21 protein-coding genes and 1 pseudogene are annotated in these 26,849 nt (G+C 59.0%); 4 read left to right on the top strand and 18 right to left on the bottom strand.

What is annotated here, in order from left to right; translation table 11 throughout:
- Nucleotides 1–67: 67 nt before the first annotated feature.
- Complete coding sequence (locus BXE_RS03310) at nucleotides 68–2,341, bottom strand: hypothetical protein (RefSeq protein ID WP_148222894.1); 2,274 nt, start codon at nucleotides 2,339–2,341, stop codon at nucleotides 68–70.
- Between the two features lie 311 nt (nucleotides 2,342–2,652).
- Nucleotides 2,653–3,486: pseudogene (locus tag BXE_RS43800) on the bottom strand (methyltransferase domain-containing protein); the annotation flags it as partial.
- Between the two features lie 439 nt (nucleotides 3,487–3,925).
- Here BXE_RS43800 and tnpA point away from each other — a divergent pair.
- The 3 genes from tnpA to tnpC all read left to right on the top strand — a co-directional run bounded on the left by tnpA (nucleotide 3,926) and on the right by tnpC (nucleotide 6,291).
- A complete protein-coding gene (tnpA, locus tag BXE_RS43795) occupies nucleotides 3,926–4,312 on the top strand; it encodes an IS66-like element accessory protein TnpA (protein ID WP_158340929.1) in 387 nt (128 codons plus the stop codon).
- The gene (tnpB, locus tag BXE_RS03300; RefSeq protein WP_011488195.1) at nucleotides 4,309–4,647 is read left to right on the top strand and encodes an IS66 family insertion sequence element accessory protein TnpB; all 339 of its coding nucleotides are present in this window, start codon (nucleotides 4,309–4,311) and stop codon (nucleotides 4,645–4,647) included. Before tnpA ends, tnpB begins: the two co-directional genes overlap by 4 nt.
- Before the next feature lie 63 nt (nucleotides 4,648–4,710).
- Nucleotides 4,711–6,291 carry an IS66 family transposase gene (tnpC, locus tag BXE_RS03295; RefSeq protein ID WP_038456920.1) on the top strand — a complete coding sequence of 527 codons (1,581 nt, stop codon included), beginning with the start codon at nucleotides 4,711–4,713 and terminating at the stop codon, nucleotides 6,289–6,291.
- A 157-nt stretch (nucleotides 6,292–6,448) separates the two neighbouring features.
- Here tnpC and BXE_RS03290 read toward each other — a convergent pair whose 3' ends face one another.
- The 10 genes from BXE_RS03290 to BXE_RS03240 form a co-directional block, all read right to left on the bottom strand.
- Entirely contained in the window at nucleotides 6,449–7,507 is a 1,059-nt protein-coding gene (locus BXE_RS03290) for a glycosyltransferase family 2 protein (protein WP_233518833.1), read from the bottom strand.
- A gap of 11 nt (nucleotides 7,508–7,518) precedes the next feature.
- The gene (locus tag BXE_RS03285; protein ID WP_011486998.1) at nucleotides 7,519–9,144 is read right to left on the bottom strand and encodes a hypothetical protein; all 1,626 of its coding nucleotides are present in this window, start codon (nucleotides 9,142–9,144) and stop codon (nucleotides 7,519–7,521) included.
- Nucleotides 9,145–9,267: 123 nt separating this feature from the next.
- Complete coding sequence (locus BXE_RS43195; RefSeq protein ID WP_011486997.1) at nucleotides 9,268–13,602, bottom strand: glycosyltransferase; 4,335 nt, start codon at nucleotides 13,600–13,602, stop codon at nucleotides 9,268–9,270.
- Complete coding sequence (locus BXE_RS03270; RefSeq protein WP_011486996.1) at nucleotides 13,599–14,945, bottom strand: ABC transporter ATP-binding protein; 1,347 nt, start codon at nucleotides 14,943–14,945, stop codon at nucleotides 13,599–13,601. The genes BXE_RS43195 and BXE_RS03270 overlap by 4 nt, the downstream gene beginning before the upstream one ends.
- Complete coding sequence (locus BXE_RS03265; protein WP_011486995.1) at nucleotides 14,935–15,765, bottom strand: ABC transporter permease; 831 nt, start codon at nucleotides 15,763–15,765, stop codon at nucleotides 14,935–14,937. The genes BXE_RS03270 and BXE_RS03265 overlap by 11 nt, the downstream gene beginning before the upstream one ends.
- Nucleotides 15,762–16,313, bottom strand: coding sequence for a dTDP-4-dehydrorhamnose 3,5-epimerase (gene rfbC, locus BXE_RS03260; RefSeq protein WP_011486994.1), 552 nt, complete (start codon nucleotides 16,311–16,313; stop codon nucleotides 15,762–15,764). The genes BXE_RS03265 and rfbC overlap by 4 nt, the downstream gene beginning before the upstream one ends.
- On the bottom strand, nucleotides 16,310–17,188 hold the full coding sequence (gene rfbA / locus BXE_RS03255) for a glucose-1-phosphate thymidylyltransferase RfbA (protein WP_011486993.1): 879 nt from the start codon (nucleotides 17,186–17,188) through the stop codon (nucleotides 16,310–16,312). Before rfbA ends, rfbC begins: the two co-directional genes overlap by 4 nt.
- A gap of 9 nt (nucleotides 17,189–17,197) precedes the next feature.
- Nucleotides 17,198–18,115, bottom strand: coding sequence for a dTDP-4-dehydrorhamnose reductase (rfbD, locus tag BXE_RS03250; protein WP_011486992.1), 918 nt, complete (start codon nucleotides 18,113–18,115; stop codon nucleotides 17,198–17,200).
- Nucleotides 18,108–19,160, bottom strand: coding sequence for a dTDP-glucose 4,6-dehydratase (rfbB, locus tag BXE_RS03245; protein ID WP_011486991.1), 1,053 nt, complete (start codon nucleotides 19,158–19,160; stop codon nucleotides 18,108–18,110). Before rfbB ends, rfbD begins: the two co-directional genes overlap by 8 nt.
- Nucleotides 19,161–19,625: 465 nt before the next feature.
- Nucleotides 19,626–20,537: a GDP-mannose 4,6-dehydratase gene (locus BXE_RS03240; RefSeq protein ID WP_007178983.1), complete on the bottom strand. Its 912-nt coding sequence runs from the start codon at nucleotides 20,535–20,537 to the stop codon at nucleotides 19,626–19,628.
- A 204-nt stretch (nucleotides 20,538–20,741) separates the two neighbouring features.
- Here BXE_RS03240 and BXE_RS03235 point away from each other — a divergent pair, with 204 nt between their 5' ends.
- Nucleotides 20,742–21,620 carry a symmetrical bis(5'-nucleosyl)-tetraphosphatase gene (locus tag BXE_RS03235; RefSeq protein WP_011486990.1) on the top strand — a complete coding sequence of 293 codons (879 nt, stop codon included), beginning with the start codon at nucleotides 20,742–20,744 and terminating at the stop codon, nucleotides 21,618–21,620.
- 22 nt (nucleotides 21,621–21,642) lie between these two features.
- Here the strand turns inward: BXE_RS03235 and BXE_RS03230 are convergent, their stop codons facing one another.
- The 6 genes from BXE_RS03230 to BXE_RS03200 all read right to left on the bottom strand — a co-directional run bounded on the left by BXE_RS03230 (nucleotide 21,643) and on the right by BXE_RS03200 (nucleotide 26,801).
- Nucleotides 21,643–22,521, bottom strand: coding sequence for a lysophospholipid acyltransferase family protein (locus tag BXE_RS03230; RefSeq protein WP_011486989.1), 879 nt, complete (start codon nucleotides 22,519–22,521; stop codon nucleotides 21,643–21,645).
- A gap of 73 nt (nucleotides 22,522–22,594) precedes the next feature.
- Nucleotides 22,595–23,875 carry a dihydroorotase gene (locus BXE_RS03225; protein ID WP_011486988.1) on the bottom strand — a complete coding sequence of 427 codons (1,281 nt, stop codon included), beginning with the start codon at nucleotides 23,873–23,875 and terminating at the stop codon, nucleotides 22,595–22,597.
- A 119-nt stretch (nucleotides 23,876–23,994) separates the two neighbouring features.
- Nucleotides 23,995–25,020, bottom strand: coding sequence for an aspartate carbamoyltransferase catalytic subunit (locus BXE_RS03220; RefSeq protein WP_007178987.1), 1,026 nt, complete (start codon nucleotides 25,018–25,020; stop codon nucleotides 23,995–23,997).
- 224 nt (nucleotides 25,021–25,244) lie between these two features.
- A complete protein-coding gene (gene pyrR / locus BXE_RS03210) occupies nucleotides 25,245–25,799 on the bottom strand; it encodes a bifunctional pyr operon transcriptional regulator/uracil phosphoribosyltransferase PyrR (RefSeq protein WP_011486987.1) in 555 nt (184 codons plus the stop codon).
- A complete protein-coding gene (ruvX, locus tag BXE_RS03205) occupies nucleotides 25,786–26,226 on the bottom strand; it encodes a Holliday junction resolvase RuvX (protein WP_007178989.1) in 441 nt (146 codons plus the stop codon). Before ruvX ends, pyrR begins: the two co-directional genes overlap by 14 nt.
- Nucleotides 26,223–26,801, bottom strand: coding sequence for a YqgE/AlgH family protein (locus BXE_RS03200; protein WP_007178990.1), 579 nt, complete (start codon nucleotides 26,799–26,801; stop codon nucleotides 26,223–26,225). The genes ruvX and BXE_RS03200 overlap by 4 nt, the downstream gene beginning before the upstream one ends.
- Between the last annotated feature and the right edge of the window lie 48 nt (nucleotides 26,802–26,849).

The following is a 26,849-nucleotide window of genomic DNA, read 5'->3' as shown; positions in this document are numbered from 1 at the left end:
CTGGCAACAGGCTGCGCATACTAGCGGCCAAGCCTTCGCGGCACGATCTTGTCGTGCCGCGCCAAAATTACTTCGCAAATATCACCCGCTGTCTGATTCCACAGTCCTGTACGACACCCTCCCGAACGGTGAGGATGCTTATGCTCATCGGTCCCGTGGCTGTTTCGCGCACTTTGACGTTAAATCCAACATTAGCCATCTCGGCATGATGGAAAGCTGCCGCGACGTCCGAACGCTCCTTTATGCGAGCCTTGTAGAACTCTGTTGCGCCGCTTTCTGACGCGAGCGCCAGCCATATTTCGTCCGGGGCAATCCCTTTTTCGGTAGATGGTGATGCCCACCCGACCACGGACGCGGCATTTCCTGTTTCGACGCCGTCAGCGGGGAATTTTGCCTTAGAAACACCGTTGATCGACTCTAGGTAACACTGCGCCAGTGTCGAGGACACCCCGTGCAGTAAGGCTGGAGATGCAGACTTCGGCGCTACGCCCGCTAAAGACATGGCCGTATCTTGAGGGCTTACCGGGAATGAAAAGAACTCCACATGAATCTTTTTTCTCCAGTACCCCGCCTCCGAACCCACAATCCGGATCTGCTTAACCTCCTTCGTAGACATATCAGCGGCTATGTCTACGACGCTATCGACCGACCCAACGTATGGCGCGACTACGAAGCCATTCTTGGCCATTCCGGGAATAAACCGGTTCCGTTGGACCCGTCCGTCCTCAAACTTGGTCTCGATGTACAGCGACGGAAGCTTGAAAGCGGCCGACATGAGCTTTCCCAAGATAGTTTGACGCACGACGATCTTGGCTAGCACTGGATCACGAGACGGCGGAACATTGATGTCCTTATTGAGTTCAGCCTCACGCTCGTCAAGCTTTCTAAAATCAATCGCCGCCGGATGAGGCGAACGCACAAACTGCAAGGCCGTCTCCGACCTCCCGGCGACACGATATTGCGTTAGCAGAATCGGTAAGCTACTAGAGTCTTCCAACGATGGAAGACGCAGATCGATAGATGCCACCGAATAGAACACCGTCCGGGGGGCATTAGCTCCCTTAAGATGTTCAGCGTCTTTTAAGTCCAAAGTCGGTGTGTAAGCAGAATAACTTTGTGGCACTGGTCGCCCTGCCCACTTCAAATCGTGCGCGAAAATCGGGGCAAGCTCGGTCGGATAGATATCGACAGGCTCTTCCACCTTTCCGATCGGAAAAGCTGCCCTTATTGCCGAATTCGCATTATCGAAGTCAGTGCGCAAGCGCCTAGGTGACGCCAGCCGCAATTTCATTCCGACGGCCGTGCGGTGGACCGCGTACCAGGTCGACATTGCTGTTTGTCTCGGATGAAAGTTGTTCGTCTGAATTTCGATCGAGGACCAGCTAAAGAACGCTAGCACCGCGTACAGCAGTGCGATGCGCAGCCGCACCGACATGACGAAAATCAGCGACACGAGGCTCAGCGCTGCCAGCGCCGTATACAGGTGCCCATCGTCTTGACGAACAAAACTCGCCTTGAATGTTATAAAGAAATATCCAAGAACGCCTATCCACAGCACCACGCCGTCAGCGCCCTCCCCGCGACTCAAGCAAAAATAGACGATAGCCAGAGCGGCGGCGGTCGGCAGCAGCCAGATTGCCACGACCCAAAATGATCCTTCGGATGACATGGCTCCCGCGTACCCGGAAATGATCGGGAGTTGCGCGATAAAGAAATTCGGGAGCGTGAACAAAGATTGGCCAACGCCGATCCAACACCCAACCATCGAGACCAGTACCACGATCGGGATTGCGACCGCGAGTTTGAAATGGCGCGCCCTCGCCAGCAATACGATCGAGCAGCAGCACAAGAACAACGTCACGGCAACGAAGCTGCCCTTGACCAAGGGCAACATCCCGCACGCGGCACCGATAAAGATCAATGCCGCGCAGACCGGTTTCGGCAGCGCACGAGTCACACCGCCACGACCCCGACGCGTTACCACAAACGTGGCCATCGCCATACAGAATGGAATCGCGACAAAGATCGCATCACGACTCTGAGCCGTCGCCAACACGACGGGCAGCAGAAGAAGTGCGAGCGGCCGACGTGGAATCGCTAGAACCGCAAATCCTGCACATAGAGCAACAGACAGTACCGTACATGTCAGCAGCATGATCCCATCCGTTGCGGGATGGTACATCTGCGTATAGGCGGACCCCAACGGTCCGAAAGTGAAGATCAGATCCTTTCCGAATACGATGCGACGATCGATTGCTTCATTGAGCGCATATCCCCAAGAGGCATCCAGCCCACTTGACGGCATGGCAGGTAAAAAAGGGATAACAAGTAGCGCCGACAACACTAGCGCAAAAATTGCAAGGGGCGCCGCAAATGGCCCCCGCGTGGACGTGGTACTTGATTGGATTTGTGAAGGAGTCGAATCCACAATATAACCCTGCAGCCTACAAATATGCCATTCTCACCGGGATTCTTTTTTCAGACTGCCTGGAGATTGGTACTTTTTATAAATGACTGGAAAGCTTATTTAATCTGTAAATTTTTGAAATCATTCAGCCCGATCAAAACTTGGCCTGAGGCAATCGAAAATTTTACCAGTACTTCAGTCATAGTTCGAACTCACGGATGAAGTACCCACATTGTCAAAACAGATTACCGAAACTTGCCTATCATGCGCCTGAGAGGTGACGTAACCTTCCAACTTGTCGATGCGCGTATAGCCTGCAGGTCACTTTCGAGAATACGGCCCCTCTCTGCTAGCCGCTCAACCTCGGCGCGTCTCGTCTCTAGATCCTCCTCCAGAACAGCAGTACTTTTTTGGAAGGCAGCGAGTCGTTCCTGCAGAGACGCCACCGTGCCGGGCAGTTCACGTGCGGTCATATATGTGGAGGATGTTTCGGCCGCCTCATCGAGAATCCGATGCAGCAGCAGATTGCGCATCTCTTCATAGCCCTCTGGCCGCAGCGCCTCCTTTGAGTCATTCATCTTAAGGCGCACATAGAATTCCACTCCGGGCGAATCGAAGATCTCCACAACCTCAAATGGAGCCAGTCCAAGATAAGCCACATCTCTAATCAGCAACTCAAATGATGACGGCGTGAACACCGAGCAGTGTGAGTCAAAATACTCACCGTCACGCGATTGATCTGTCCACTCAGCGAAAGATTCGTCGAGTCGTAACCCCGCCGACACCTTTTCTGGTTCAACACCACGATGGAAAGAGATAGTCTTACTGTCTCCTGTATCAAAGAGACCGGTACACGTCACCATATCGAAATATTGGGCCCGGCTTGGACGACTTACATCCTCCAGAAACGCAGCAATCCATGCAGAAAGCGTTGTCACAGGCCTAAAATAGTCAAAGCATGCGCGACGATCAGGAATCGCCATCGAAATAACGCCGCCCGGACGGAGCACTTTCGCACAGCCTCGAAGAAATCGGATCGGGTTGGGAAGGTGCTCGAAATTGTGCGATGACACGATATAGTCGAACGTGCCGAGCTCGCCACCTCATGAATCAGTTCGTCAATGTGCGTTGACGAACCAACAACATCCACGTCTTCAATTCTGTCCCACAAGATCATCGGGACATTCGCAACGCTTCGAGCCCGCTCACGCAACGCGTCGGAATCGAAAACGTCGAGCACCAAACAATTATATCCTTCTGCCTTTGGAGCAAGTGGGTTGAACCACGGACCAATTTCCAAGCCCCTCATATCTTTCGTGAGAAACTTGAGTACCGCATCTCGCCTGTCCATGCTGTAAGCACCTTCCGTGGCCGTCGAATAATCTTATGGTATCAGATGAGGAGGCAGGCTCGATACGGCGCTCACTTGGATGCCGTTTGACGTAAGCGCACGGCCATCCCGTCTTGAGTTGCGTGGAGGGTCTTGGGAGCATCGTATCCACTTGAATAGGTGGACACGTGAACACTATCGAAGAAGAAGCGCCACTTGGCCGTCGTCGACGCCGGCGCTATAGCGTCGAGTACAAAGCCCAGGTGGTGGCGGCTTGCCAAGGCCCCGGGGTGTCGCTCGCGGCCATCGCATTGCACCACAAGCTGAACGCGAATCTGCTGCGACGTTGGGTAGAGCAGGCCGAAAGGAACGATTGCGTGCTGGTGGCGCGTGGCGACATATCAGCACCATCAGTAGCGGCACCGGCGTTCGTTCCGCTTCCTCTGGAGACGCGGACCGCGCGTGCGGCTGAGATCCGCGTGGAAGTTCGTCGCGCGGACCAGTCGATTACGGTTAGCTGGCCGACATCAGAGGCGGCGCAATGCGCCGCCTGGCTGCGGGAGTGGCTCGCGTGATCCGCATTGATGAAGTGTGGCTGGCAGTCGAGCCGCTGGATATGCGTGCGGGCTTCGACACCGCACTGGCGCGTGTGGTCAAGGTGTTCGGCGCTGCGCATCCGCACCATGCTTACCTCTTTGCCAACCGGCGGGCCAATCGCCTGAAGGTGCTGGTTCACGACGGAATCGGGATATGGCTGGCAGCGCGACGTTTGAACGAGGGACAGTTCGCCTGGCCTCACGCTGGCAGCGAGCCGAAGCAACATGCACTCACGCAGGAACAGCTCGCCGCTCTGGTGGTGGGCTTGCCGTGGCAGCGCATCGGCCCGAATGGTGTGATCCGCGTCGTATGAGGCCAACAGGGACGTAAACAGTTGCGCTTCCACGGTGCCTGGGGTTCTGGCAGACTGGTTTGCATGACCCTGCCCGCCGACCTCAACGCCCTTAGCCCGGAACAGTTACGCGCCCTTGCCGCGCAGCTGATTGCCCAGGTGCAGGACAGGGACCGGGAGATTGAGGAGAAGACGCGGGAGGTCGAAGAGAACGAACGCGAACTGCATTACCGGCAGACGCGTATCGAGCAGTTAAGCCACGAGATATCCATCCTCAAACGCCAGCAGTTTGGCCGGCGTAGCGAACAGTTCACCAGCGAGCAGATGAGCCTGCTGGACGAAGCAATCGACGCCGATCTGGCCGCCATCGAACTGGAGCTCGAGCAGCTTCAGCCACAAGCGCCCGCCGACCAGTCAACCCAGCAACCGAAGCGCACATCGCTGCCAGCGCAACTGCCGCGCACGGAGATCCACCACGAACCGGACAGCATCCTGTGTCACTGTGGCTGCGAGCGCGTGCGAATCGGTGAGGACATAAGCGAGAAGCTGGACTACACGCCCGGTGTCTTTGCAGTAGAGCGACATATCCGTGGCAAGTGGGTGTGCAAGAACTGTGAAACGCTGATTCAGGCGCCGGTGCCCGCACACGTCATCGACAAGGGTATCCCGACTACGGGACTGCTGGCCTCGGTGCTGGTCGCCAAATATGCGGATCACCTTCCGCTGTATCGTCAGGAACAGATCTTTGCGCGGGCGGGTCTGGCGATACCGCGATCGACATTGGGTGCGTGGGTTGGCACGTGCGGCGCACAGTTGCAGCCACTGGTCGACGCGCTCCATCAGGAACTCCTGCAGCAGGGCGTGCTGCACGCGGATGAGACACCGGTGCAGATGCTCAGTCCCGGTAAAGGGAAGACACACCGGGCGTACCTGTGGGCGTATACACCCACGCACTTCAGCGAGCTTCGCGCTGTGGTCTACGACTTCGCCGTCAGCCGTGCAGGCGAACATGCCCGTGCGTTCCTCGCTGACTGGCAGGGCAAACTGGTGTGCGACGATTACGGCGGCTACAAGGCTGGCTTCCAGCAGGGCATCACTGAAATCGGATGCGCTGCGCACGCACGGCGCAAGTTCTTCGACCTGCATGCCAATCACAGCAGTCAGGTTGCCGGACAGGCCATGCCATTCTTCGCTGCGCTTTACGATATCGAGCGCGACGCTGCAGTGCTCGATGCAGAGGAACGGCGCAAACTGCGGCAGAGCCGGGCCAAACCATTGTGCGACGCACTTTACGAATGGATGGTGGCGCAGCGCAAGCTGGTTTCGGAAGGTTCAGCGATTGCAAAAGCGCTGGATTACAGTCTCAAGCGTTGGGAGGCGCTCACGCGTTATCTCGACGACGGACACGTGCCAATAGATAACAACTGGGTAGAAAACCAGATCCGTCCATGGGCCATCGGGAGGGCCAACTGGTTATTTGCCGGCTCGCTACGGGCGGGTCAACGCGCTGCCGCCATCATGAGCCTGATAAGGTCGGCACAACTTAACGGCCATGACCCGCACGCCTATCTGAAGGACATCCTCACGCGGCTTCCTATCCACAAGGCCAGCGACATCTCGGCATTGTTGCCGCATCGCTGGCAACCAACGGGGATCGTCGACTAACCCGACCCGTCAAGATGGGTTTGCTGCGCGCTTACCGTTTGACGGCTCTGCGGGCAGAAAGAGCGCAGCCTGAAACGGCCGACATGGAAATCCCTTGCCTGGAACCGAGTTTGCCGCGGCAGCTCCAGGCGCTGTGACTACCTGCGGTAAATCGGCGTCAAAGATCGATGATGTCCCGAAGCATGCCCGCAGCACCGTCAGCAAACCGCCTATAGCCATTCCGGCGCGACTCGCGGATGATCGAAACGAGTCGTGATGGAAATCGCCTGTTAAACGCCCTTCGTCGGATGAAATGCTGTTCAGCTTCAACAAGCAATACCTGGGCGTCGTCGCGTGCCAAACTCGTCTCGTCCAGTCTTTTGTGAAGCGCTCCGAGTCGGTTGATCTTGCCCGCAAGATAGTCATCCCGCGGAATTTCCAACACCCGCCGCACATACCTGACGAGAAGTGACAACCGACCTGCCGGCACGCCGATCACATTGCGACCGTGTTGCCGATAAAACGTCAGCTTGTCCGGCAGCATCGCCACGCGTCTCCATGCGGCCGCGCACGCCGCCAGCCATTCGTCATGGATCCAGGTGTCGGGAAACGGCAGCGCGAGCTCGAGCAATTTACGCCGAAAAGCCGCTGTGGTGCCGGTAACGAGGTTGCGACGACAATACACTTCAAAGAAACGTTGCTGCCGTGCCAGTTCACGATCTGCGGACGTAAGGTAGAGCGCTTCGAAAAGTGATCGTCCGATGTCTGCGCCGTCCTCATCTATAAGAAACGCATCAGAATGAACCAATAAAACGTCGGAATCGGTTTCGAGTGTCCCAGCCAACATCTCGATCTTGTTGTTTGCCCAAATATCGTCCTGGTCCGCGAGAAATATGATATCTGTATCCAACGCTCCGATTGCCTGTTCGAAATTCCGAGTGACGCCGAGTCGCGTTTCGTTGCGCATCAGGACCACCTGTATCGCATGCACAGAACGGACCTCGGCCGCCCATGCATTCAACACATCCCAGGTACCGTCATCTGACCTGTCATCGCTGATAGCAATAGAATCGGGTAAGCGTGTTTGCTCGATGAGCGAGCTTAACTGCGCACCAAGGTAAGCCGCACCGTTGCATGTGCACATAGCAATGCCGCATGTCAGCTTGCGCGCTGTCATCGATACCTCGGCACACGGTTGCCGAGCGTCTTGGATGAACTCATTTTCTGCTTCGCTCAAACTTGATCCTTTTACCAGCAAACCCAAGATAACTTCAAACCGCGCACTATACCGCCTGAGTCGCTGGTTACACCGAGGCGGACTATCTTCGTACTGACCCGATTTGGTACGTCGAAGTACCAATGGTCGTTCGCACCAACGTGCCAAATCAGCGACGCCGATTTCGAAGAAATATCGTTGACATCGGGCAGGTAAAGATGAACTCGCGCGGCATCCTTAAGTGCCACGCGCACAAAACGATGTTCGGTTTTAAGACAGGACGACGGAACGTCGAATACGATCTGCGATGCAGGATCACCTGATACCCGCTCCTCGATTAGCGTCGTCTCGTCACCATCTGTATGAAGGACACCATAAAACGGCTCTAATCTAGACAGATCAACCGGCATCACAGAAACGAGGCGATCCGGTCGGTCATTATTAAGACGCAATACCCATCCCGGTTGGATCGGGATCAGCGAATCCTGCGTTACTTGCGACAACGCATAGTAGTCGCGCCACCTAAAATCGCTCAGCTCACCCTTGCGGAAATGGCGGCTCCAACCGAACACCAGCGATAGAGCTACAACGAGGCAAAACCAGTGGTATTTTTTCCCTACCGCCTGTGCAGACGCGATCACGGCCATAAACAGGAAATTGAACGGCAGGAAAAAGTAGCGCTCTCCGGGCCCGAGTGGATTGATCTCGTCTGGCATGTGTTTGTGGGTCCACAAGCCCATCAACAGAGTCAGCAATGCCATGCAGACAAGTCCGAACGGCAGATAGCCGCCTCGCAGCCTTTCCACGAAATTTCGGCGAAGGCCGAACGCCAGCAAGACGAAAATTGCGAGAACGGCAACGCCGCCGGTAACGCCGCTCAGCGTAACGAAACTACCCACAAAAATTTTGACAGCGCGCACCCACGCCGACGCCGCAGCAATGCCCACGCCATACTTGTTCACACCCATCAACACCACGGCGGCAAGCTGAACAAACGCCCCGATACCAACGACAACGAGCATCTTCGCATTGACCGGTAACCTTCCGGTTAGCCAGGACCAGACCAGCAGGCAAGGCCAGAAGACAACGGAAAATGGGCCGGTTAGCGCAAGCACTTCGCCCATCACAAGCCAACCGCGCGAACGAAACGTGTCTCCGCGGTAAGTGAGCACGAGGACTCCAAATGCGACGCCGAAGAACCATTGGATGTTGGTGACGTTCCCATAGACTTCGCCCGCCGGCAAAACAAGCATTGGCGCTAGCGCAAACAGGATGCGCAGATGTGTAGGGAATGTGCCCACCATGAGGTAGATAGCGACGCACGATGCGACGGCAGCGGCGACCGCGCCATAATAGAAAACTGCGGGCGCTAGTACGGTAGGGAAAAATGCGCCCAGAAGCGCAAGCGTTCTTGGGGCAAAATGAAAATAGCCGGCGTAGGGGTGGACTAAATTGAGCAACGCCTCACGAACTGACATTGCGAGGAAAATCGTCGCATCTTCAGCCCAAAACTGGGGTTTAAGAAATTGGTAGCAATCGCGGATGAAATAGGTCACGACGGCTAGTGCCGCAACGGCAATCCAACCTTTCGACGAAAGACGAGCCTCAGTGGACTCGTCGACCCGGACATCCATCGTTTGCGGAGACAACTCTCTCATGGAACTCGGCATCCTTCTGCGACGGCAAACCCGTCGGACCGGGGTTGTCAAACAAAGGAGCTGCCTTGCGCCAGCTCCTTGACCTCAGGGTCGACATAGTTGTCGACGCGATTCGGCTTGGGTTCAGAGCAACCACATTCCCGGGAAATTCTCGTATACGCTCGACAGCGTGTGATGCGCGATCAAATCAGCTCGTCCATTGGTCGCAAGACGGGTGCGATATTGCGAATCGGACACAAGTCGGTCCAACGCCTCGTACCACGCATTCTCGTCGTTCTTGACCAGCACACCAGTTTCCTCATGCCTAACTACGGAGCGATAGGAACGCACGTCCGAACACGCGATCGCCAAGCCCAACGCTGCATAGTCGAGGAACTTGATGCCACTTTTGCCGGCGTTAAATTCGCTATCAAGCAGCGGCGCAATCCCGATATCGAAGTTGCCTTTCTCGACCAGCCATTCAACGAAGGCGGCGTAGCTGCCGCTCACCCGCGACGGCGCATCGACGAATTCGTAGACATCGGATTTCTCGCGATCTTGCGTCACCCCGATCACGCAAATCCTCACCTGGTCGCGATACTTGCTCTTCAGACGAGCGAGGGCCGGTTTGACCATTTCAAAATCGACGGCATGCGTTTGCGTACCCATGTACAGGATCGATACCGACTGCCCAGACGCTCGGGCCGGTCTCGCGTCGGACAGGTGCCACAGACCGTCGTCCAAAGCGTTCGGAACGAGCTTCACATGGCGACTGAATGCTGCTAGTTTCTGGCGCAATGGATCGGTTGAAACATGCACGCTGGACGCCTCGGACACCAGCAGACGAATACTCTGCGCGTAGCCGGCATACGCTTCACGTTCCGGATGATCGCTTTCGGCAATGGCGAGCAGATCATCGTCGAGATCGTACACAAGCCGCATGTCGTTGCGGCGGCAATGCTCGACCGCGGTAAGTGCGTCGCCACCCGAAAGCGCGACTCGATGCGTATAGACTACATCTGCAACGTAATCGCTGAGGTAGTCTGCTTCGACGACTTTGACAGTCAACGGTCGTTTCGATGCAATCTTCAGCAACGGTAGTAGAACTCGAATATAAGCACACGGGCTAGCATGCTTGCCGTAGGTCTCCACAACGGCAAGCACACTGGGTACACCCGGACGCCGTAGGTCAATCGGTGTAACTTGCGCGTTCGTCAACTCAGCCTGATAGGCACCGTTATAAAAACCTTGCGGAGGAGCTTCGCCGCCCTCACCTGGAGCCGGCGACAGACCACGCTCAAGGAACGCACGTGCTTCCTCGAAGAAGTCCAGCATCTGCAGGGCCGTGCTATCCCACGGAACGATCCAGCTCCAATCGCGGCCACTCAAGCGCTCCGGAAAGGCACCGATGTTCGGCGCAGCCACCGGCACGCCGGCAGTCAACGCTGCGCTGAGCGTGTAGCTGTACGTCTCGGGCCAGGTCGACGGTAGCCAGATCAGGTGTGGATCGGCTTCGGTAATCAGGCTCTGGACATTGTCGTCCGTGTATTCGCCTGTTTCGCTATATGTGCTCGACGTTTCAATCGGATCGACCGAGCGACCGATAAGGTGGAAGTGCATCGGACGCTTCTGGCGTCTGGCGAAGTCGACGCATTCGGCGACCAGTGGGCCACCCTTGTGAGTGGCGAGCCAGCCGAGCATCACCACACGCAGTGGTTCGTCAGCGCTCAGCGTCGGCGCCTTCACAGGTACCGGCGCTGCACACTCATGGCTGGCGACAACCGTGTTGGCTGCCGGACGGTAACGGCGGATGCGTTGCGCCACATCGTGCGTCGGGCACATTACCCGGGCCGCGTCATCAATGACCCACGCGTGCTTCTGGCGCCACCAATCGATATCCTGCGCACCGTGCGATGGGCGCTTTGCAATACAAGCGTTGCATTTGCCGTTTTCCGGCTCACCGCAATAACGCCCTTCAATCGCGAGATTGACCTGGGGGCAGATGGTGTAATAGTCGTGCACCGTAAAGTCGTGCGGTACACCAAGCTGCCGAACGACCTCCCGGACCGATTCGGGCAAACCGAGCAAATGATGAAAGTGAACGCGCGTTACGCCAAACGACTTCAGCAATTCCCAAAGGAAACGTTCATGTTGCGGTAGATCAAGCGGCAGTTCGAAGCTGTCGGCGACATTAGCCGCGCGCAAGACTATCCGGTTAGCAACGTCACTCGCCGGCGACAGCACCAGACAAAACGCGTCCGGCACGAGGCTATCAGCCAGATCTAGCAGATGCTTCTCGGTACCGCCGCCCAGATGATGACCGATCATGAGCGTGACGGGTTTACGGCTAAGCCGGAAGCGCGCTGCCGTCGCTGCAATGCGGAACGGCTCAGCGTCACCTTGAGTCACGTGTTCGACGATCCTGGTTTCGTAATCGGGGTAACGCTCACGCAGAACTTCCATAGCCCGCGCTTTGCCCGGTGAGCTGGAATCCGCGAAGCTGACCTCCCCGGCGTGATACACGAATGTGTCGGTCGCCAGCAAGTGCGTCCAACCGCGCGCTAACGCGCGCAGACAGAAATCGTTCTCTTCGCCGTAGCCTTTGCCGAACGCTTCCTCATCGAACAGACCCAATTCATCGAGACACGCGCGACGGATGTACATGCAAAAACCGACACCTGTCGGCAACTCGACCGCGCGCCCAGCATTGGCCGTATAGAAAGCCTGATTCAGAGCTTCGAGCGTTTCCCCATGCGGCAACACGCGCGTGCCATAGATAGTCGGATAGCTACAAATCGTAGCGTTGTTGGAAAACGGGGTCACCGATGCGATTTTCGACTGGCTGTACGCGTGCCAGACGAGTCTGTCCAACCAGCCATCAGCCACCTCGGTGTCGCTATTCAGCAGGACAATGTCATTGGCAGGTTCAAGCCGCATACCGCGGTTCACTGTCTTGACGAAGCCGAGATTGACTTCATTGCGCATGACCTTGAATTCCGGCGTTTGTGGCAGGCTGTCGAGATAAGCGGAAACTGCAGGCTCAGGGCTCGCATCGTCGATCACGATGACGCGCATGTTGGCTGCACAATGCGCTTTCAGCACGGACTCGATACATTTGCGTGTTTCATCGAGACCTCGATATACGGGAATCACAACGTCGACTGTTACCGCAGGCAGCGGCGGACGATCGACCGGCGTAACTGGAAAATAGTTCGCCTCAGGATGGCGAAGCGCAACGGGCGGCGCTACGCTGAGGTGATGCTGCCGCAATGTAAGCGAAGCGCGCTGGCGCAAACCGCCCGCGCCCTGCTGGCGGAAAATATCCCATGCTTTGCCGGCCAGATAGCCGACGCCATGCCGACGCACGAGGCCGGCCACTCCGCCGACGCGATAGCGCAGCTTCGGCGCAACCCCGCCTACCCGACGCAAGGGCGCGGTGATACGCCAACTGTTAGAGGTTCTGATTGCTTCGAGCTCAGCATCACGCGACATGACGACGCCATGATATTTGCCGATTTCGTTTTTGAATTCATTGACGACGCCGTTGAGCCGCTCGATCTCCTGATCGCGCTGCCTGATCACCGTGTCTCGCGCACGGAGTTCTTGGTCGTGCACGCTCGCCGCGCGCTTCAGATACTCGATTTGCGTCTTGAGGAGTTCATATTCCTCGTCCGGTGGCATCGCCATGACCGTCCACGGATTGGCGGACTGATCCGGCACATCCGCATCCGTGCCAAGAAGCGCTCGATGGCCCGGCACGACAACTTCAAGCTCACCGGCGATGAAACGTTTGCCCAAGCGGTTCTGGTCGGGTGGCGCTTTCCGGATTACGCAGATCGAATTGATAAACTCCACCGAATGAATGCGATCAAGCTCAGCGTCAGACAATTCGCAGCCATACCGTTTGAACATTCCCTGAAGCACAGTGCGGTTTGCTTTCGCTACGCCCCAATGCTCATGGTTGACAACATCGGCGATACGTTTGAAAAAATTGATCGACGAGTACGGATCGTAAAGTCCGCCTTCGAAGTCCTGCCAATAGCTGCAATGCAAATCTTCCGCAACGAAAATGCCGCCGTCGTTGAGTGCAGGAAAATAGCGTGCGAATGAGCGCACGATGTCACTGGAACGATGCGATCCATCATCGATAACCACATCGAAGCGAGCCGAGTGGCCAAGGATCTCCGCGGCACTTTCATCGGTATTCGCATCACCGACCACCACAGAAATACGGGGATCCGCATAGATCAGTTTCGAGCAATCGGGATTGATGTCGCACCCGACCAGGGTCCTTGCTTGCGCAAAGTATTTGGACCAGATTTCCAGCGAACCGCCGTTCTGGATGCCAATTTCGAGCATGCGGATCGGCTGGTCCCGATACGGTGCAAACAGACGATTGTATTCATCGAGGTAAAGCGACCATTTGTCGGAGACTTTGCCTTCGTGCTCTTTGTAGAGTTGTCTTATCGATTTCATCATATGCAATTCAGGGTAACCCGCTCGAAGGGCACACCGACCAATCCCCAGCGAACCTTGCTCGACGCCACGTTGATGATAAGTGCGTCGTGAAGCAAATGATGCTGTACGTTGTTATGGAGATCTCCGTCTGCCACCGACGCGGTGACTGAGTACTGCCCATCCGGCAACATTGGCAGGCGGAATACGAACTCCCCCTCGAACATCTGGCCGGCAGCAACGCGCGCCTGATCGAGAGCAGTAAGCGACAATGTGTTTTCCCCGAACAAGTTCTGACCAAGACGGTCACGCACCATAAAACCTATAACTGGCCGCTCAAGCGGTTGGTGCGCACGAGCCCTGACCACCATTCTGACCAATTCACCGCCTCGCAAAATGCCATCGTTCTCGCCGGTGAGACTCTCGAGTTGTACCGCTTCAATTTCCGCGTCGCCAGTCTTCCAACCTTTCGCGTCAAACAAGTTAGAGCTCACAGATGCGACCGCTTCATAGTCCAGCATCGGCGGACCCGCTTCCTCAAACATCGGCGCATCCAGCGTGCTTTCTTTCGGCGCGGCCGACAGCAGAATCGCCTCTTCCCCGTAGACTTCCTGCAACGTGTACTTGAGGTAAGCCTCCGACACATTTTTGGAAGTGCCTTTCATCCTCGTTTCGCCCGCATTCAGCCAGATCGCATTGCGGCACAGATTCACGACTGACTGCATATCATGGCTCACGAATAACAGCGTCCCCTTCTCCTGAAATGAGCGGATGAAGCGCATGCATTTCTGCGTAAATACCGCGTCGCCGACCGACAGCGCCTCGTCGATCACAAGAATATCGGCGTCGACGTGCGCAATCACTGCGAACGCGAGGCGCACGAACATACCGCTCGAATACGTCTTGACCGGCTGTTCGATATGGTCGCCGATGTCTGCAAACGCTGCGATGCGATCAAAACGCTCCTGCACCTGCTCGCGAGTCAGTCCATAGAAGGAACCGCTTAAAAACACGTTCTCACGGCCGGTGAATTCCGGATTGAAACCTGCGCCCAGTTCGAGCAACGCGGCGACTTTTCCGGTGACCTCGATATCTCCGTGAGTCGGCGTCAGAGTGCCGCACAGCAACTGCAACAAGGTAGACTTTCCCGAGCCGTTACGGCCGATAATCCCAACCGTCTCCCCTCTTCTGATCTCGAAGTCCGCGTTTCTGAGTGCCCAGAATTCTTTGTGATAGCTCTTTTGCGGCCGGCCGAACAAGCGCTGCAGGCGCGGCAAGATCGCTTGTTTCAACCTGTCTCGAGGCTGATCATAAATATTGAAACACTTCGAGAGATTCTTAACGCGAATGACAATCTCAGATGACATCGGAAAATCCTCTGCGCAGCCTTTGGAAAAGCCAGAAGCCACCCCATGCAACGAGCGCACCGAGAATCATGCTGATCGCCCAGCCATGGAAAGACGGTACCTTGCCGAAGATCAATGTGTTCCTCGCTTGCTCAACTACCCAGGTCAATGGATTCAGATAGACCCAGACACGAAAGCGCTCCGGCAACGAAGTCACCGGATAAAAGATCGGCGTCAAGAACATCAGGATCGTTGTCACCATCCCCATCAACTGACCGATATCCCTGACAAATACGCCGAATGCGGCCAGCGCCCAACTTAGGCCGATCACCCCAAGCACGAATGGGATTAGCACCAGCGGAAACAGGACAACAGTCCAGGGCATAGTATGGCGAATCACGACCATGGCAACCAGCAGCACGCCGCAGCTAACGAGAGCATGAAACAGAGCCGAGCCCAGGCTCACCCAGCAAAGAATCTCCAGAGGGAACACGACCTTCTTGACATAGTTCGCATTACCAAGAACAACGCCGGGCGCACGGATTACGCACTCGCTAAACAGCGTATGCATGATCAGTCCGGCGAACAGGATCAGAGCAAACTCGCTGCGATCCTCAGTACCTCCGGTCCCCCAGCGCGCCTTGAAAACTACGGAAAAGACGAATGTGTAAATGATGAGCATCAGCAGCGGGTTGAGGAACGACCACGCCAGACCCATGATCGATCCACGATACCGGCCCACCACCTCGCGTGCGACGAGTTGCCTGATCAGCTGACGATGGTTCGTGACACTGCGTACGACGCTAAGCGGCCCCGTTGAATAGGGTGCATGTGGATTCACCGATAGACCTCAGCTGACTCGAAGCTGACCCCTGCAGCATCCTTTCCCGAAAGCGCCGGCTGGCCAACGATCGGCCACTGGATGCCAATCTGAGGATCGTTCCAAACAATACTGCGCTCATGTTCCGCGTACCAATAGTCCGTAGTCTTATACAGAAACTCGGCATATTCGGAAGTCACGACGAAGCCGTGCGCAAAGCCTTCCGGCACCCACAACTGCCGTTTGTTCTCTGCCGACAGTGTGACGCCCACCCAACGCCCAAATGTCGGCGATTGCTTGCGCAGGTCTACCGCTACGTCGAATACCTCACCGGTTACGACGCGCACCAGCTTCCCTTGCGGATTTTGAATCTGGTAATGCAGTCCTCGCAGCACGTTGCGCGCCGACCGCGAATGATTGTCTTGAACGAACTCGCGCTTCACACCAGTGAGCTCCTCGAAACGACGAGCATTAAAGCTTTCATAAAAGAAGCCGCGATCATCTCCGAACACCTTGGGTTCGAGGATCAATACGTCCGGGATCTCGGTTGCGATGACGGTCATGCTCATTTAACTGCTTCCGAAATGATCTGTTTCAGGTATTGGCCGTATCGATTTTTGGCAAGCGGTCCAGCGAGGCGTTCGACCTGTTCGGCACTGATCCAATGGCTGCGGTACGCAATCTCTTCCGGGCAGGCCACCATCAGCCCCTGCCGACTCTGCAGCGTCGCTATGAAACTGGCGGCCTCAAGCAGCGAATCGTGCGTGCCTGTATCCAGCCACGCATATCCACGCCCCATGATCTCAACGTCGAGCTGAGCTATTTCCAGATATCGTTTGTTGACATCCGTGATTTCGAGCTCGCCACGTGCTGACGGCTTGACGTCAGCTGCAATGTCGCAGACCTGGTTGTCGTAGAAATAAAGACCAGTCACCGCATAATTGGAGCGCGGCTTGAGCGGCTTTTCTTCCAGCGATAGCGCGTGGAAATTCTCGTCGAACTCAACTACCCCATAACGCTCCGGATCGTGCACGTGATAGGCGAATACAGTCGCGCCCTGCTCGGACTGCCCCGCACGTGTCAGCTGACGCACGAGATCATGCCCGTGGAAAATGTTGTCGCCGAGAATCAACGTGCAAGGATCAGAGCCGATGAATTCACGGCCGATAATAAAGGCCTGCGCAAGTCCATCGGGCGAAGGCTGCACGGCGTATTGCAGATCGATGCCCCAAGCGCTGCCGTCGCCGAGCATCTCTGCAAAACGCGGCGTATCTTCCGCCGTGGAGATCACAAGGATGTCGCGAATACCCGCCAGCATCAGCGTCGACAGCGGATAGTAGATCATCGGCTTGTCGTAGACGGGTAGCAGTTGCTTCGACACCGACCGCGTGATCGGGTAAAGACGCGTGCCGGACCCACCGGCTAGGATAATGCCTTTACGCATGTTTTTTACTCACGGAAGAATCTGTTCTAGCAGGTGGTGCACACCGTCGCGCCAATCGGGGAGATTGATACCGAAGGTTTGGCGCAGCTTGTGCGTATCGAGACGGGAATTGGCCGGACGCGGAGCGGGTAGCGGATAGTCAGCTGTAGCAATGGGCTCGATACGGGCGAGATCGACTTTCAGTTCGACGCCGCGCGCCGCAGCAAATTGCAGCACCTCGGTTGCGTAGCCATGCCACGATGTTTGGCCGGCCGCAGCAAGATGGTAGACACCCGACGCGAATGCCGCGCGATCCCCGTGAAGCCAGTGGCGCGCGACGATCTGCGCGGTCACGTCGGCGATCAACGCCGCTGTCGTCGGCGCTCCGTATTGGTCAGCGATCACGCGCAGGCTGTCGCGTTCGCGACCGAGCCTCAGCATAGTCTTGGCGAAGTTGCTGCCATGCGCACCAGCTACCCAACAAGTGCGCAGCACGATTGCCGTTGCACCTCTTTCCGCAATAGCCTGCTCGCCGGCAAGCTTACTTTTGCCATAGACAGATTGGGGATTGACAACGTCGGTCTCGACGTATGGACCATCCTTCCGACCATCGAAAACATAGTCGGTCGAATAGTGCACCAGGAGGCCGCCAAGCGACTTTGCTTCTTCAGCCAGCACGCCGGCGGCCACGCCGTTTATGGCGTATGCGAGTTCCGCGTCGTTTTCCGCTGCGTCAACGGCCGTGTACGCGGCCGGGTTCACAATCACGTCCGGCTGCACTTCTCGCACCACGCTACGGATGGAGTCGGGACTCCTCAGATCGCAGACCGAACGGTCGAGCGCTACCACGTTGCCGAGCGAAGCCAAACTCCGGCGCAACTCAAAGCCAACTTGGCCTCGACTTCCGGTAACAAGGAGGATGGGCACCGAACTGGCCTTATCACGCATATTGCTTGGCCACCCACTTGCGGTACTCGCCCGAGGCGACTTCGTCCGACCACGCCTGATTGTCCAGATACCACTGGACCGTCTTCGCGAGACCCGTTTCGAACGTTTCCGCGGGCTTCCACCCAAGCTCACGTTCGAGCTTGCGCGCGTCGATCGCATAACGGCGGTCGTGGCCCGGACGATCTTTCACATACGTGATCTGGTCGTGGTACGACCCGCCCGCCTTCGGACGCAACTGGTCGAGCAGGTCGCACAGCGTGTGGACCACTTCGAGGTTCTTCTTCTCGTTCCAGCCGCCCACGTTGTACGTCTCGCCGGGTGTGCCGCGCGCGAGCACCTCGCGGATCGCGCTGCAGTGGTCGCCCACGTACAGCCAGTCGCGCACGTTCTGGCCGTCGCCGTAGACCGGCAGCGCCTTGCCGGCGAGCGCATTGGCGATCATCAGCGGAATCAGCTTTTCGGGGAACTGGTACGGACCGTAGTTGTTCGAGCAGTTCGTGGTCAGCACCGGCAGCCCATACGTATGATGGTAGGCGCGCACGAGGTGGTCGGAACCGGCCTTGGTGGCCGAGTAAGGACTGTTCGGCGCATACGGCGTGGTTTCGGAGAACTGCGGATCGGTAGCGGACAGCGAGCCGAAAACTTCGTCGGTCGAAACGTGCAGGAAGCGGAACGCGGCCTTGCCGGCTTCGCCGAGCGCGTTCCAGTACTGGCGGGTTGCTTCGAGCAGCGTGAAGGTGCCGACCACGTTCGTCTGCACGAAATCGGCCGGTCCATGAATCGAACGGTCCACGTGGCTTTCCGCGGCAAAGTGCAGCACGGCACGCGGCTTGTGCTCGGCAAACAACGCGTCGAGTGCGCTGCGATCGCAGATATCCGCGCGCACGAAAACGTGTTTCGGGTTGCCCTGTTGTGACTTGAGCGTACCCAGATTGCCGGCATACGTCAGCTTGTCCACGTTCAGTACCGCTTCGTCCGAGGCATTGAGCCAGTCGAGCACGAAATTGGCGCCGATAAAACCGGCGCCGCCCGTTACCAGAATCATGAAATTCCCTTCTAGATGTTGGCCGCAGATCGGATGGTTGGCAGATCTGCCACCGCGCGTTGTGGTGCGGAATCTTGTCGACGCCCGCCGCCACCGCCTTGCACAGCAGGCGGGCGTTCAAACGCCAATCTTATGAAGCCCCGATTATAAAGGGACCCAGGTTAAAAACTAGAACCCTAACAACTTGAAACAGCTTGACAAATTTGGTTTCGATCGTTTAATTCGGTCGTCACTTTCACGACGAATGTCGCGGCAAGCGACCGCAAGCATGACGAATCGTCATACCGATGAAACGGCTGGCAGCTGAATCAGCGCAATGCGCGTGAGGGAAAACGGGAATCGGACGCCGCACATGTCTGAACAAACCCGCAGCGTCCGCGCGGCGCACTACGATTGTTTATACGCGAACGAAAGTCGCGCGTCATCACGACTCAAAAAGAACCGCCGATCAGCGCCGATGCGGGTTTATGCCGCAAGCATCCAGCGCAGCGTATCCATGAACGGAATCGCCTCGACGGTCGGCACGAGCGTGCGCAGTCTGGCGGGCGAACCGGCCAGCATTTTCACGTCGGTTTGCCGCACGAAGGCGGGATTGATCTGAATCTCCAACTCATGTCCGGTCAGATCGCTTGCCGCCGCGAGAATTTCGCGCAGCGTAAAAGGCGTGCCGGTGCAGACATTGACGGTTTCGGCCGCGGCCTCCGAGTCGAGCAGCGCTTCATAAGCGCTTGCCACATACCGTACGTCGGAGAAATCGCGCGCGACATCGATATTGCCGAGTTCGATCGACGCTTCGCGACGCGCGAAGTGCCCGACGATCTTCGGCACGAGGAAGTTCGACGCCTGGCCGCGCCCGGTATAGTTGAACGGCCGCACAATCAGGATCGGCAGCCGGTCGAACCAGGTCCGCACCATCGTTTCCATCGCCGCCTTGCTGGCGGCGTAGTGATTGACCGGCGTGACCGGAAAGCTCTCGTCGATAGCCTCGCTCGTCACGTTGCCGTAGACGTTCGCGCTGCTCGCGATCAGCAGCTTGCGCGGCGTATGCCCGACGGCGGCACAGGCCTCCAGCAGATTCAGCGTGCCGATCACGTTGACGCGGTAAAAGTCGAGCGGGTCGTTATGCCCCACGAAACTGATCGCAGCCAGATGGACAATATAGTCGGGGCGCGCGATTTCGATCGCGCGCCGGCAGGCGTCCGGCGACGTGATGTCGAGCCTCACGCGGGTTGGCGTTTCAGGCTCATCGCGCCCGGCGACCGTTTCGATCACAGTGTGGCCCCGGCCGAGCAGGTTATCGACCAGGTAGCGGCCGGTAAAGCCGCTTGCGCCGGTAACGAGCGTACGGATAGGCTGCTTTGCATGAAGAGACGACATGCTTTTCTCCGTTCACGAGGGTCGTCGTGTTGTGCCGCACTATCACGCGCGCCGTTCGCCGTGACGCTTGCCAGCGGCGCCTTACGCCGCCTGACGCGATATGGGCACTTCAAACGGGCTATTATGTCACGCTAGTATGCTGCACCGCCCAACGCGGCACGCCTCGTGCGTAACAGCGTGTATCAAACCGCACTCACTTCCTTGATGACACCCGCCACTTCGTCTCCCGCTCCTTCCGGTCAGCCCCTCGTCCCGCTCGCTTTCGGCGATCTGCAAGGCTGCCGCACGCCGTTCCAGCAACTGCTCGCCAAGGCCGCGCCGCCGGCCGGCACGCCGCTGTGGTTCGCGGGCGACCTGATCAACCGCGGCGCCGAATCGCTCGCCACGCTGCGCGACGTGATCGCGCTGGGCGAGCGCGCGGTGCCGGTGCTGGGCAATCACGACCTGCATCTGCTGTCGGTATCGGCGGGGATTCGCAAGTCGAAGAAAGGCGACACCATCGACGAGATTCTCACCGCGCCGGACGCCGCCGACCTGCTCGATTGGGTCCGCCACCGTCCGCTCGCGCATTTCGACAACGGCATGCTGATGGTGCATGCGGGCGTTCTGCCGCAGTGGGATGTGACCATGACGCTCGAACTCGCCGACGAATTGCACCGCGCCTTGTGCGCGCCGAACTGGAAAGAGACGCTTGCCGGTTTGTACGGCAACGAGCCGAACCGCTGGAAGCCCGGCCTGAAGGGTATCGAGCGGCTGCGCCTGACCTGCAGCGCGCTGACCCGAATGCGCTTCTGCACCGCCGAAGGCGTAATGGATTTCAGCAGCAGCGGCGGCCTGAACGCGGCGCCGCCCGGTTGCATGCCGTGGTTCGATGTGCCGTCGCGCGAAACCGCCGGCGTCACGGTCGTATTCGGCCATTGGGCCGCGCTCGGCCTGACCTTGCGCGACAATCTGATCGGACTCGACTCGGGCTGCGTGTGGGGCGAAAAACTGTCCGCCGTGCGTCTTGCGCAAAACCCCGCGGAACGCACGCTGACGCAGGTGGGTTGCGAAAACTGCCGCGCACCGGGCGGCGGCAACTAGGCGCCGCAACCCCGGTCGGCCGCTAGGCCGATCGCCCTGACTGATCGATCTGATCGACCTCATCCACCTGACCCGCCTGGCCGGCCTGGTTGGCCGGTTCGATCCGCGTGGCCGTGGGCGCGGGCGTGGCGGCCTGCCCGGCCATGACCGCACCGCTAATCGCGCTGCCGCTTTGCATCTGCCGTAACGCGGCCACGATCACGCCTTCCGCTTCCGCCGCCAGCGTACGCCGGTCCGCGCCCGGCGCCAGCGGCGCACCGACATGAACATGCGCGGTCAGCGGGCCGCCGCGCAGCAGCAGATTCAGCGAATCGGCGAGCGACAGATCGTCGATATAAGCCGGCGCGGTAGATTGCCGGCCCTGCGCGTCCTCATACATGATGCACAGCGGCTGCACCGGCACGGACGCCGACACGGCCGCCTGAAACATGTTCGCGTGAAACGGCAACACCGCGAGACCATTGGACGTGGTGCCCTCGGGAAACACACACATCAACTCGCCCGCGCCCAGGCGGTCGGACAGTTCATGCATGATGCGCTTCGCGTCGCTGCGCTTCTCGCGCTGAATGAACACCGTGTCCAGTTGCTGCGCGAGCCAGCCGACCACCGGCCATTGCCGGATCTCGGCCTTCGAGACGAACGGCGTGGGCCGCCACGCGTTGATCACGTAGATGTCGATCCACGAGATGTGGTTGGCGACCACCAGCGCGCCGCGATCGAGCCGCGCGCTGTCGTTATGCACGACGAGCCGCATGCCGCACAGGCGCAGCATTTTCAGCGACCATTCGCGGTTGAGCGTGTGGCGCACGTCCGCGCTGGCTTTGGGAAAGCGCGTCGCCACGGTCCACATGCCGTGCAGCAGATGAACGACGAGACGGGCCTTGCGTAACGCGAGCTTCATGGTCGGGGCGTTCCTTGACTGGCCGGCAAGCCGGCCAATTTACTGGACAATAAGCGCGGCAACGCCGCGGCCATCAGCGCTGTTCGAATGCGACGTGACCGGACACGATCGTCGCGTGCACACGTGCCGGCAGTTCGTAGCCGAGGAACGGCGTGTTGTGCCCCTGGCTCTTCAGCGCACGCGGCTCAACGCGCCAATGCGCGTTGCGATCGAACACGCACAGATCGGCCACGCCGCCCACCGCGATACGGCCTGCCGCGTCCAGTTCGAGCACCTTGGCGGGCGCCGCGGTGATGCGGTTCAGCGCCTTGGCGAGCGGCACGCGCGCTTCGTCCGCCCACTTCACCGTCAAGGACAGGAACAGCTCCAGTCCGGTCGCGCCGGGCGTCGCTTCGGCGAACGGCAGCAGCTTTTCGTCGTCGTCCACGGGCGTGTGGTCGGAGCAGATCGCGTCGATCGTGCCGTCGACGAGACCCGCGCGGATCGCCTCGCGATCGCGCTGCTGGCGCAGCGGCGGATCGAGCCGGAACTGCGCGTCGAAGTAGCCGATGTCGAGGTCGATCAGGTGCACGTGATTCACCGTGACGTCGCACGATACCGGCAAGCCCTCGGCCTTCGCCGCGCGCATCAACGCAATGCCCGCCGCCGACGACACATGCGACAGATGCACCCGCGCGCCAGTCACGCGCACCAGTTCGAAGATGGTGTGCAGTGCGATGGTTTCCGCCGATACCGGCACGCCCGACAGCCCGAGCCGCGACGCCAGCGCGCCGCTCGCGGCCACGCCGCCCTTGCCGAGATACGCATCCACCGGACGCAGCCACACGGTATAGCCGTAGGTCTTCGCGTATTGCAGCGCGCGCAGCAGCACCTGCGTATCGACCACAGGCACGTCGGCCTGCGAAAAGCCGATGCAGCCCGCTTCGGTCAACTCGACCATCTCGGTGATGACCTGCCCCTTGAGGCCGACCGTCAGCGCGCCGAGCGGATACACATGCGCCTGGTTCAGATTGCGCGCGCGGAACTTGAGCATCTCGACGAGGCCGGGTTCATCGAGCGTCGGATCGGTGTCCGGCGGACAGACGAGGCTCGTCACGCCACCTGCGAGCGCCGCGGTCATTTCGGATTCGAGCGTGGCCTTGTGTTCGTAGCCCGGCTCGCGCAAACGCGCGGACAGATCGACCAGACCCGGCATGACATGGAGGCCCTGGGCGTCGATCGTCTTGTCCGCGTTGAAATCCGCAGGCGCATTGCCGATGGCGGCGATCTTGCCCGCCGCGATAAAAATGTCCTGCTGCTGTTCGGTGCCCGCCGCCGGATCGATCAGCGTGCCGCCTTGAATATGAATCTTCATGCGCTACCTTATGTTCAGCCTGGTGTTCAGCTGCGTTGCGCGTGCCAAGCCGCGTGTTCGCACTGTGCTTTCGCGGTGCCGTGACGCTTGTCGCGTGACGCCGCTTGCCGCCTGCGGGATCAGTCGTGATTGCCGGCCACGATCCCCATCACCGCCATGCGCACGGCGATACCGAAGGTCACCTGATTCAGAATCACCGACTGCGGTCCGTCGGCCACCTGCGAATCGATTTCGACGCCGCGATTCATCGGGCCCGGGTGCATCACGATCGCCTCTGGCGCGGCGAGCGCGAGACGCTCGGGCGTCAAGCCCCAGCTCTTGAAGTACTCCTGCGCCGACGGCAGCAACGCGCCGCTCATCCGTTCGTTCTGCAGACGCAGCATGATGATCACGTCGACGTCCTTCAGGCCTTCGTCGAGATTGTGGAACACGCGCACGCCCATCTGTTCGAGGCCGCCCGGCAGCAGCGTGCGCGGACCGATCGCGCGCACTTCCGGCACGCCGAGCGTGGTCAGCGCATGGATGTCCGAGCGCGCGACCCGCGAATGCAGAATATCGCCGACGATCGCCACGCGCAGCTTGGTGAAATCCTTCTTGTAGTGGCGGATCGTGTACATGTCGAGCAGCCCCTGCGTAGGGTGCGCATGACGGCCGTCGCCGGCATTGATCACGTGCACGTGCGGCGCGCAATGCTGGGCGATCAGATACGGCGCGCCGCTCGATGCGTGGCGCACGACGAACATATCGGCGTGCATCGCCGAGAGGTTGTTGATCGTGTCGAGCAGCGATTCGCCCTTGCTGGTCGACGACGCGTTGATGTTCAGATTGAGCACGTCCGCAGAAAGACGCGTCGCGGCGATCTCGAAAGTGGTGCGGGTGCGCGTCGAGTTCTCGAAGAACAGATTGAACACCGACTTGCCGCGCAGCAGCGGCACCTTCTTCACTTCGCGATCGGTCACGCTGACGAACTGGTCGGCGGTGTCGAGAATGTGATTGACGATCGCCTTCGGCAAACCCTCGATCGACAACAGATGTTTCAGCTCGCCGTTTTTCGTGAGCTGCGGGTTGCCCTTCAGGAAGCCATAACGGAAGCGCTCGGTGGCGCTGTCGGCGGAATCCTTGGGAGCCTGGGTGGCGGTGTTCATGGGTATACCTGCTTCAAATACGGGCTTCAACGTGACCGGTGTCGAGCGGACTGCGTGTGACGATGCCGGGCTGGCATTCGCGCGACGTTGCGGTGAGCGGCTCGACCAATCTTTTTTGCGCGGTGCTCATGACGCGGTGCAATGCCGCCGATGCCGATCGATGCGCTGATCGACGCGCCAATTGCGGCGCGGGCGCGACATGCGCATCGCGCATATCGCCGCGCTCAATCGACGCGTGCTTCAGTGTGAAAAGTGAAACGCTGCGAACCGGGCGTGCCGTCCGCCTCACTGCTTTCGGTGCGGGCCAGCACGAGCGTGGCGTCGGCGGGAATGTCCACCACGCCGCCGACAAAGCGTGCCGCCACCGGCAATTCGCGCCCGCCGCGATCGGCGAGCACCGCCAGATCGACCGCTGCCGGGCGGCCGTAGTCGTACAACTCGTTCAGCGCCGCGCGAATCGTGCGGCCGGTGTACAGCACGTCGTCGACCAGCACGATACGGCGGCCGTCGACCGGAAACGGCAGCGAGGTCGGGCTCGCCTGCGAGTGCAGGCCTTTCTTCGCGTAGTCGTCGCGATGCAGCGCCACGTTCACCACGCCGAAGCCCGGCAGGTTCAGGTCGCGCGCCAGCCGCCCGGCGAGCCACGCGCCGCCGCTGTAGATGCCCGCCAGCACGGCGCCTTCGTTGCCGTCCTGCGCGGCGCCGAGCCTGTCGCCATATACCGCGCGAATCTGGTCGAGCAACGCGCGATAGAGCGCTTCGGCGTCAATGGAACTCATGATCGTCGGAAAGTCCGTCTAGATACTGCTGGAGGATGATGCTGGCGGCTTCGGCGTCGAGCATGTCGGCGCGGCCGTTGCCGGCGCGGATCTCCGCCTTCGCCTCGACCGACGAATAGCGTTCGTCGATCCACGTGACCGGGAGATTGAAGCGGCCGTTCAGCTGATTGCCGAAGCGCTTCGCGAGTTGTGTCATTTCGTGCGGCGTACCGTCTGGATGCATCGGCAAGCCGACCACCAGCGCGTTCGGCTTCCACTCGGCGATCAGTTTGCCGACCGCTTCGAACCGGTATTCGCGGCTGCGGTTCTGCACGATCACGAGCGGCCGCGCGCTCTTCGTCAGTGAATTGCCGACCGCCACGCCGATGCGTTTTTCACCGTAGTCGAACGCAAGCAGCGTCGCCTCACGTCCGGCGGCCAGGCTCATGCGTGACCCGCCTCGCCCGAAAGCATCGACAGATTGATGCCGAGAAGAGCCAAAGCCGCTTCGAGGCGCTCTTCGGCGGGCACGTCGAAAACGATTTTCGGGTCGGCTTCGACCGTCAGCCAGCCGTTTTTCGAAATCTCTTCTTCGAGCTGCCCCGCGCCCCAGCCGGCATGGCCGAGCGTGAGCAGGAAACGTTCGGGCCCCGTGCCGCTCGCCACGGCTTCGAGCACGTCTTTCGAGGTGGTCATTTCGAGACCGCCCGGCACCGACATGGACGAGGTGTACGCGTTGCCGTCTTTTGGATCGTGCAGCACGAAGCCGCGCTCGGTTTGCACCGGGCCGCCGAAATACACGGGTACATGGAGAAGGGGTTCGATCTCGAGCTTGAGATCGATGCGACTGAAGAGCGCTTGCAGGTCGATATCGGTCGGCCGGTTGATCACGAGGCCGAGCGCGCCGCGCTCACTGTGATCGCAAAGGTAGACCACCGTTCCTGAAAACGTCGGATCCGCCATGTTCGGCATGGCGATCAGGAACTGGTTGGTCAGATTGATGCGATCGGTACTCTTGGACATAGTTCGGATTTTAGCAAAGACGATGCAGGATGGCGGGGCTTTGAGCGT

It is taken from the genome of Paraburkholderia xenovorans LB400, assembly GCF_000013645.1.
In the GTDB taxonomy this organism is placed as follows: domain Bacteria; phylum Pseudomonadota; class Gammaproteobacteria; order Burkholderiales; family Burkholderiaceae; genus Paraburkholderia; species Paraburkholderia xenovorans.
Note: the sequence above shows the minus strand (reverse complement) of the source record. Positions and strands in the feature narration are given on the sequence as shown.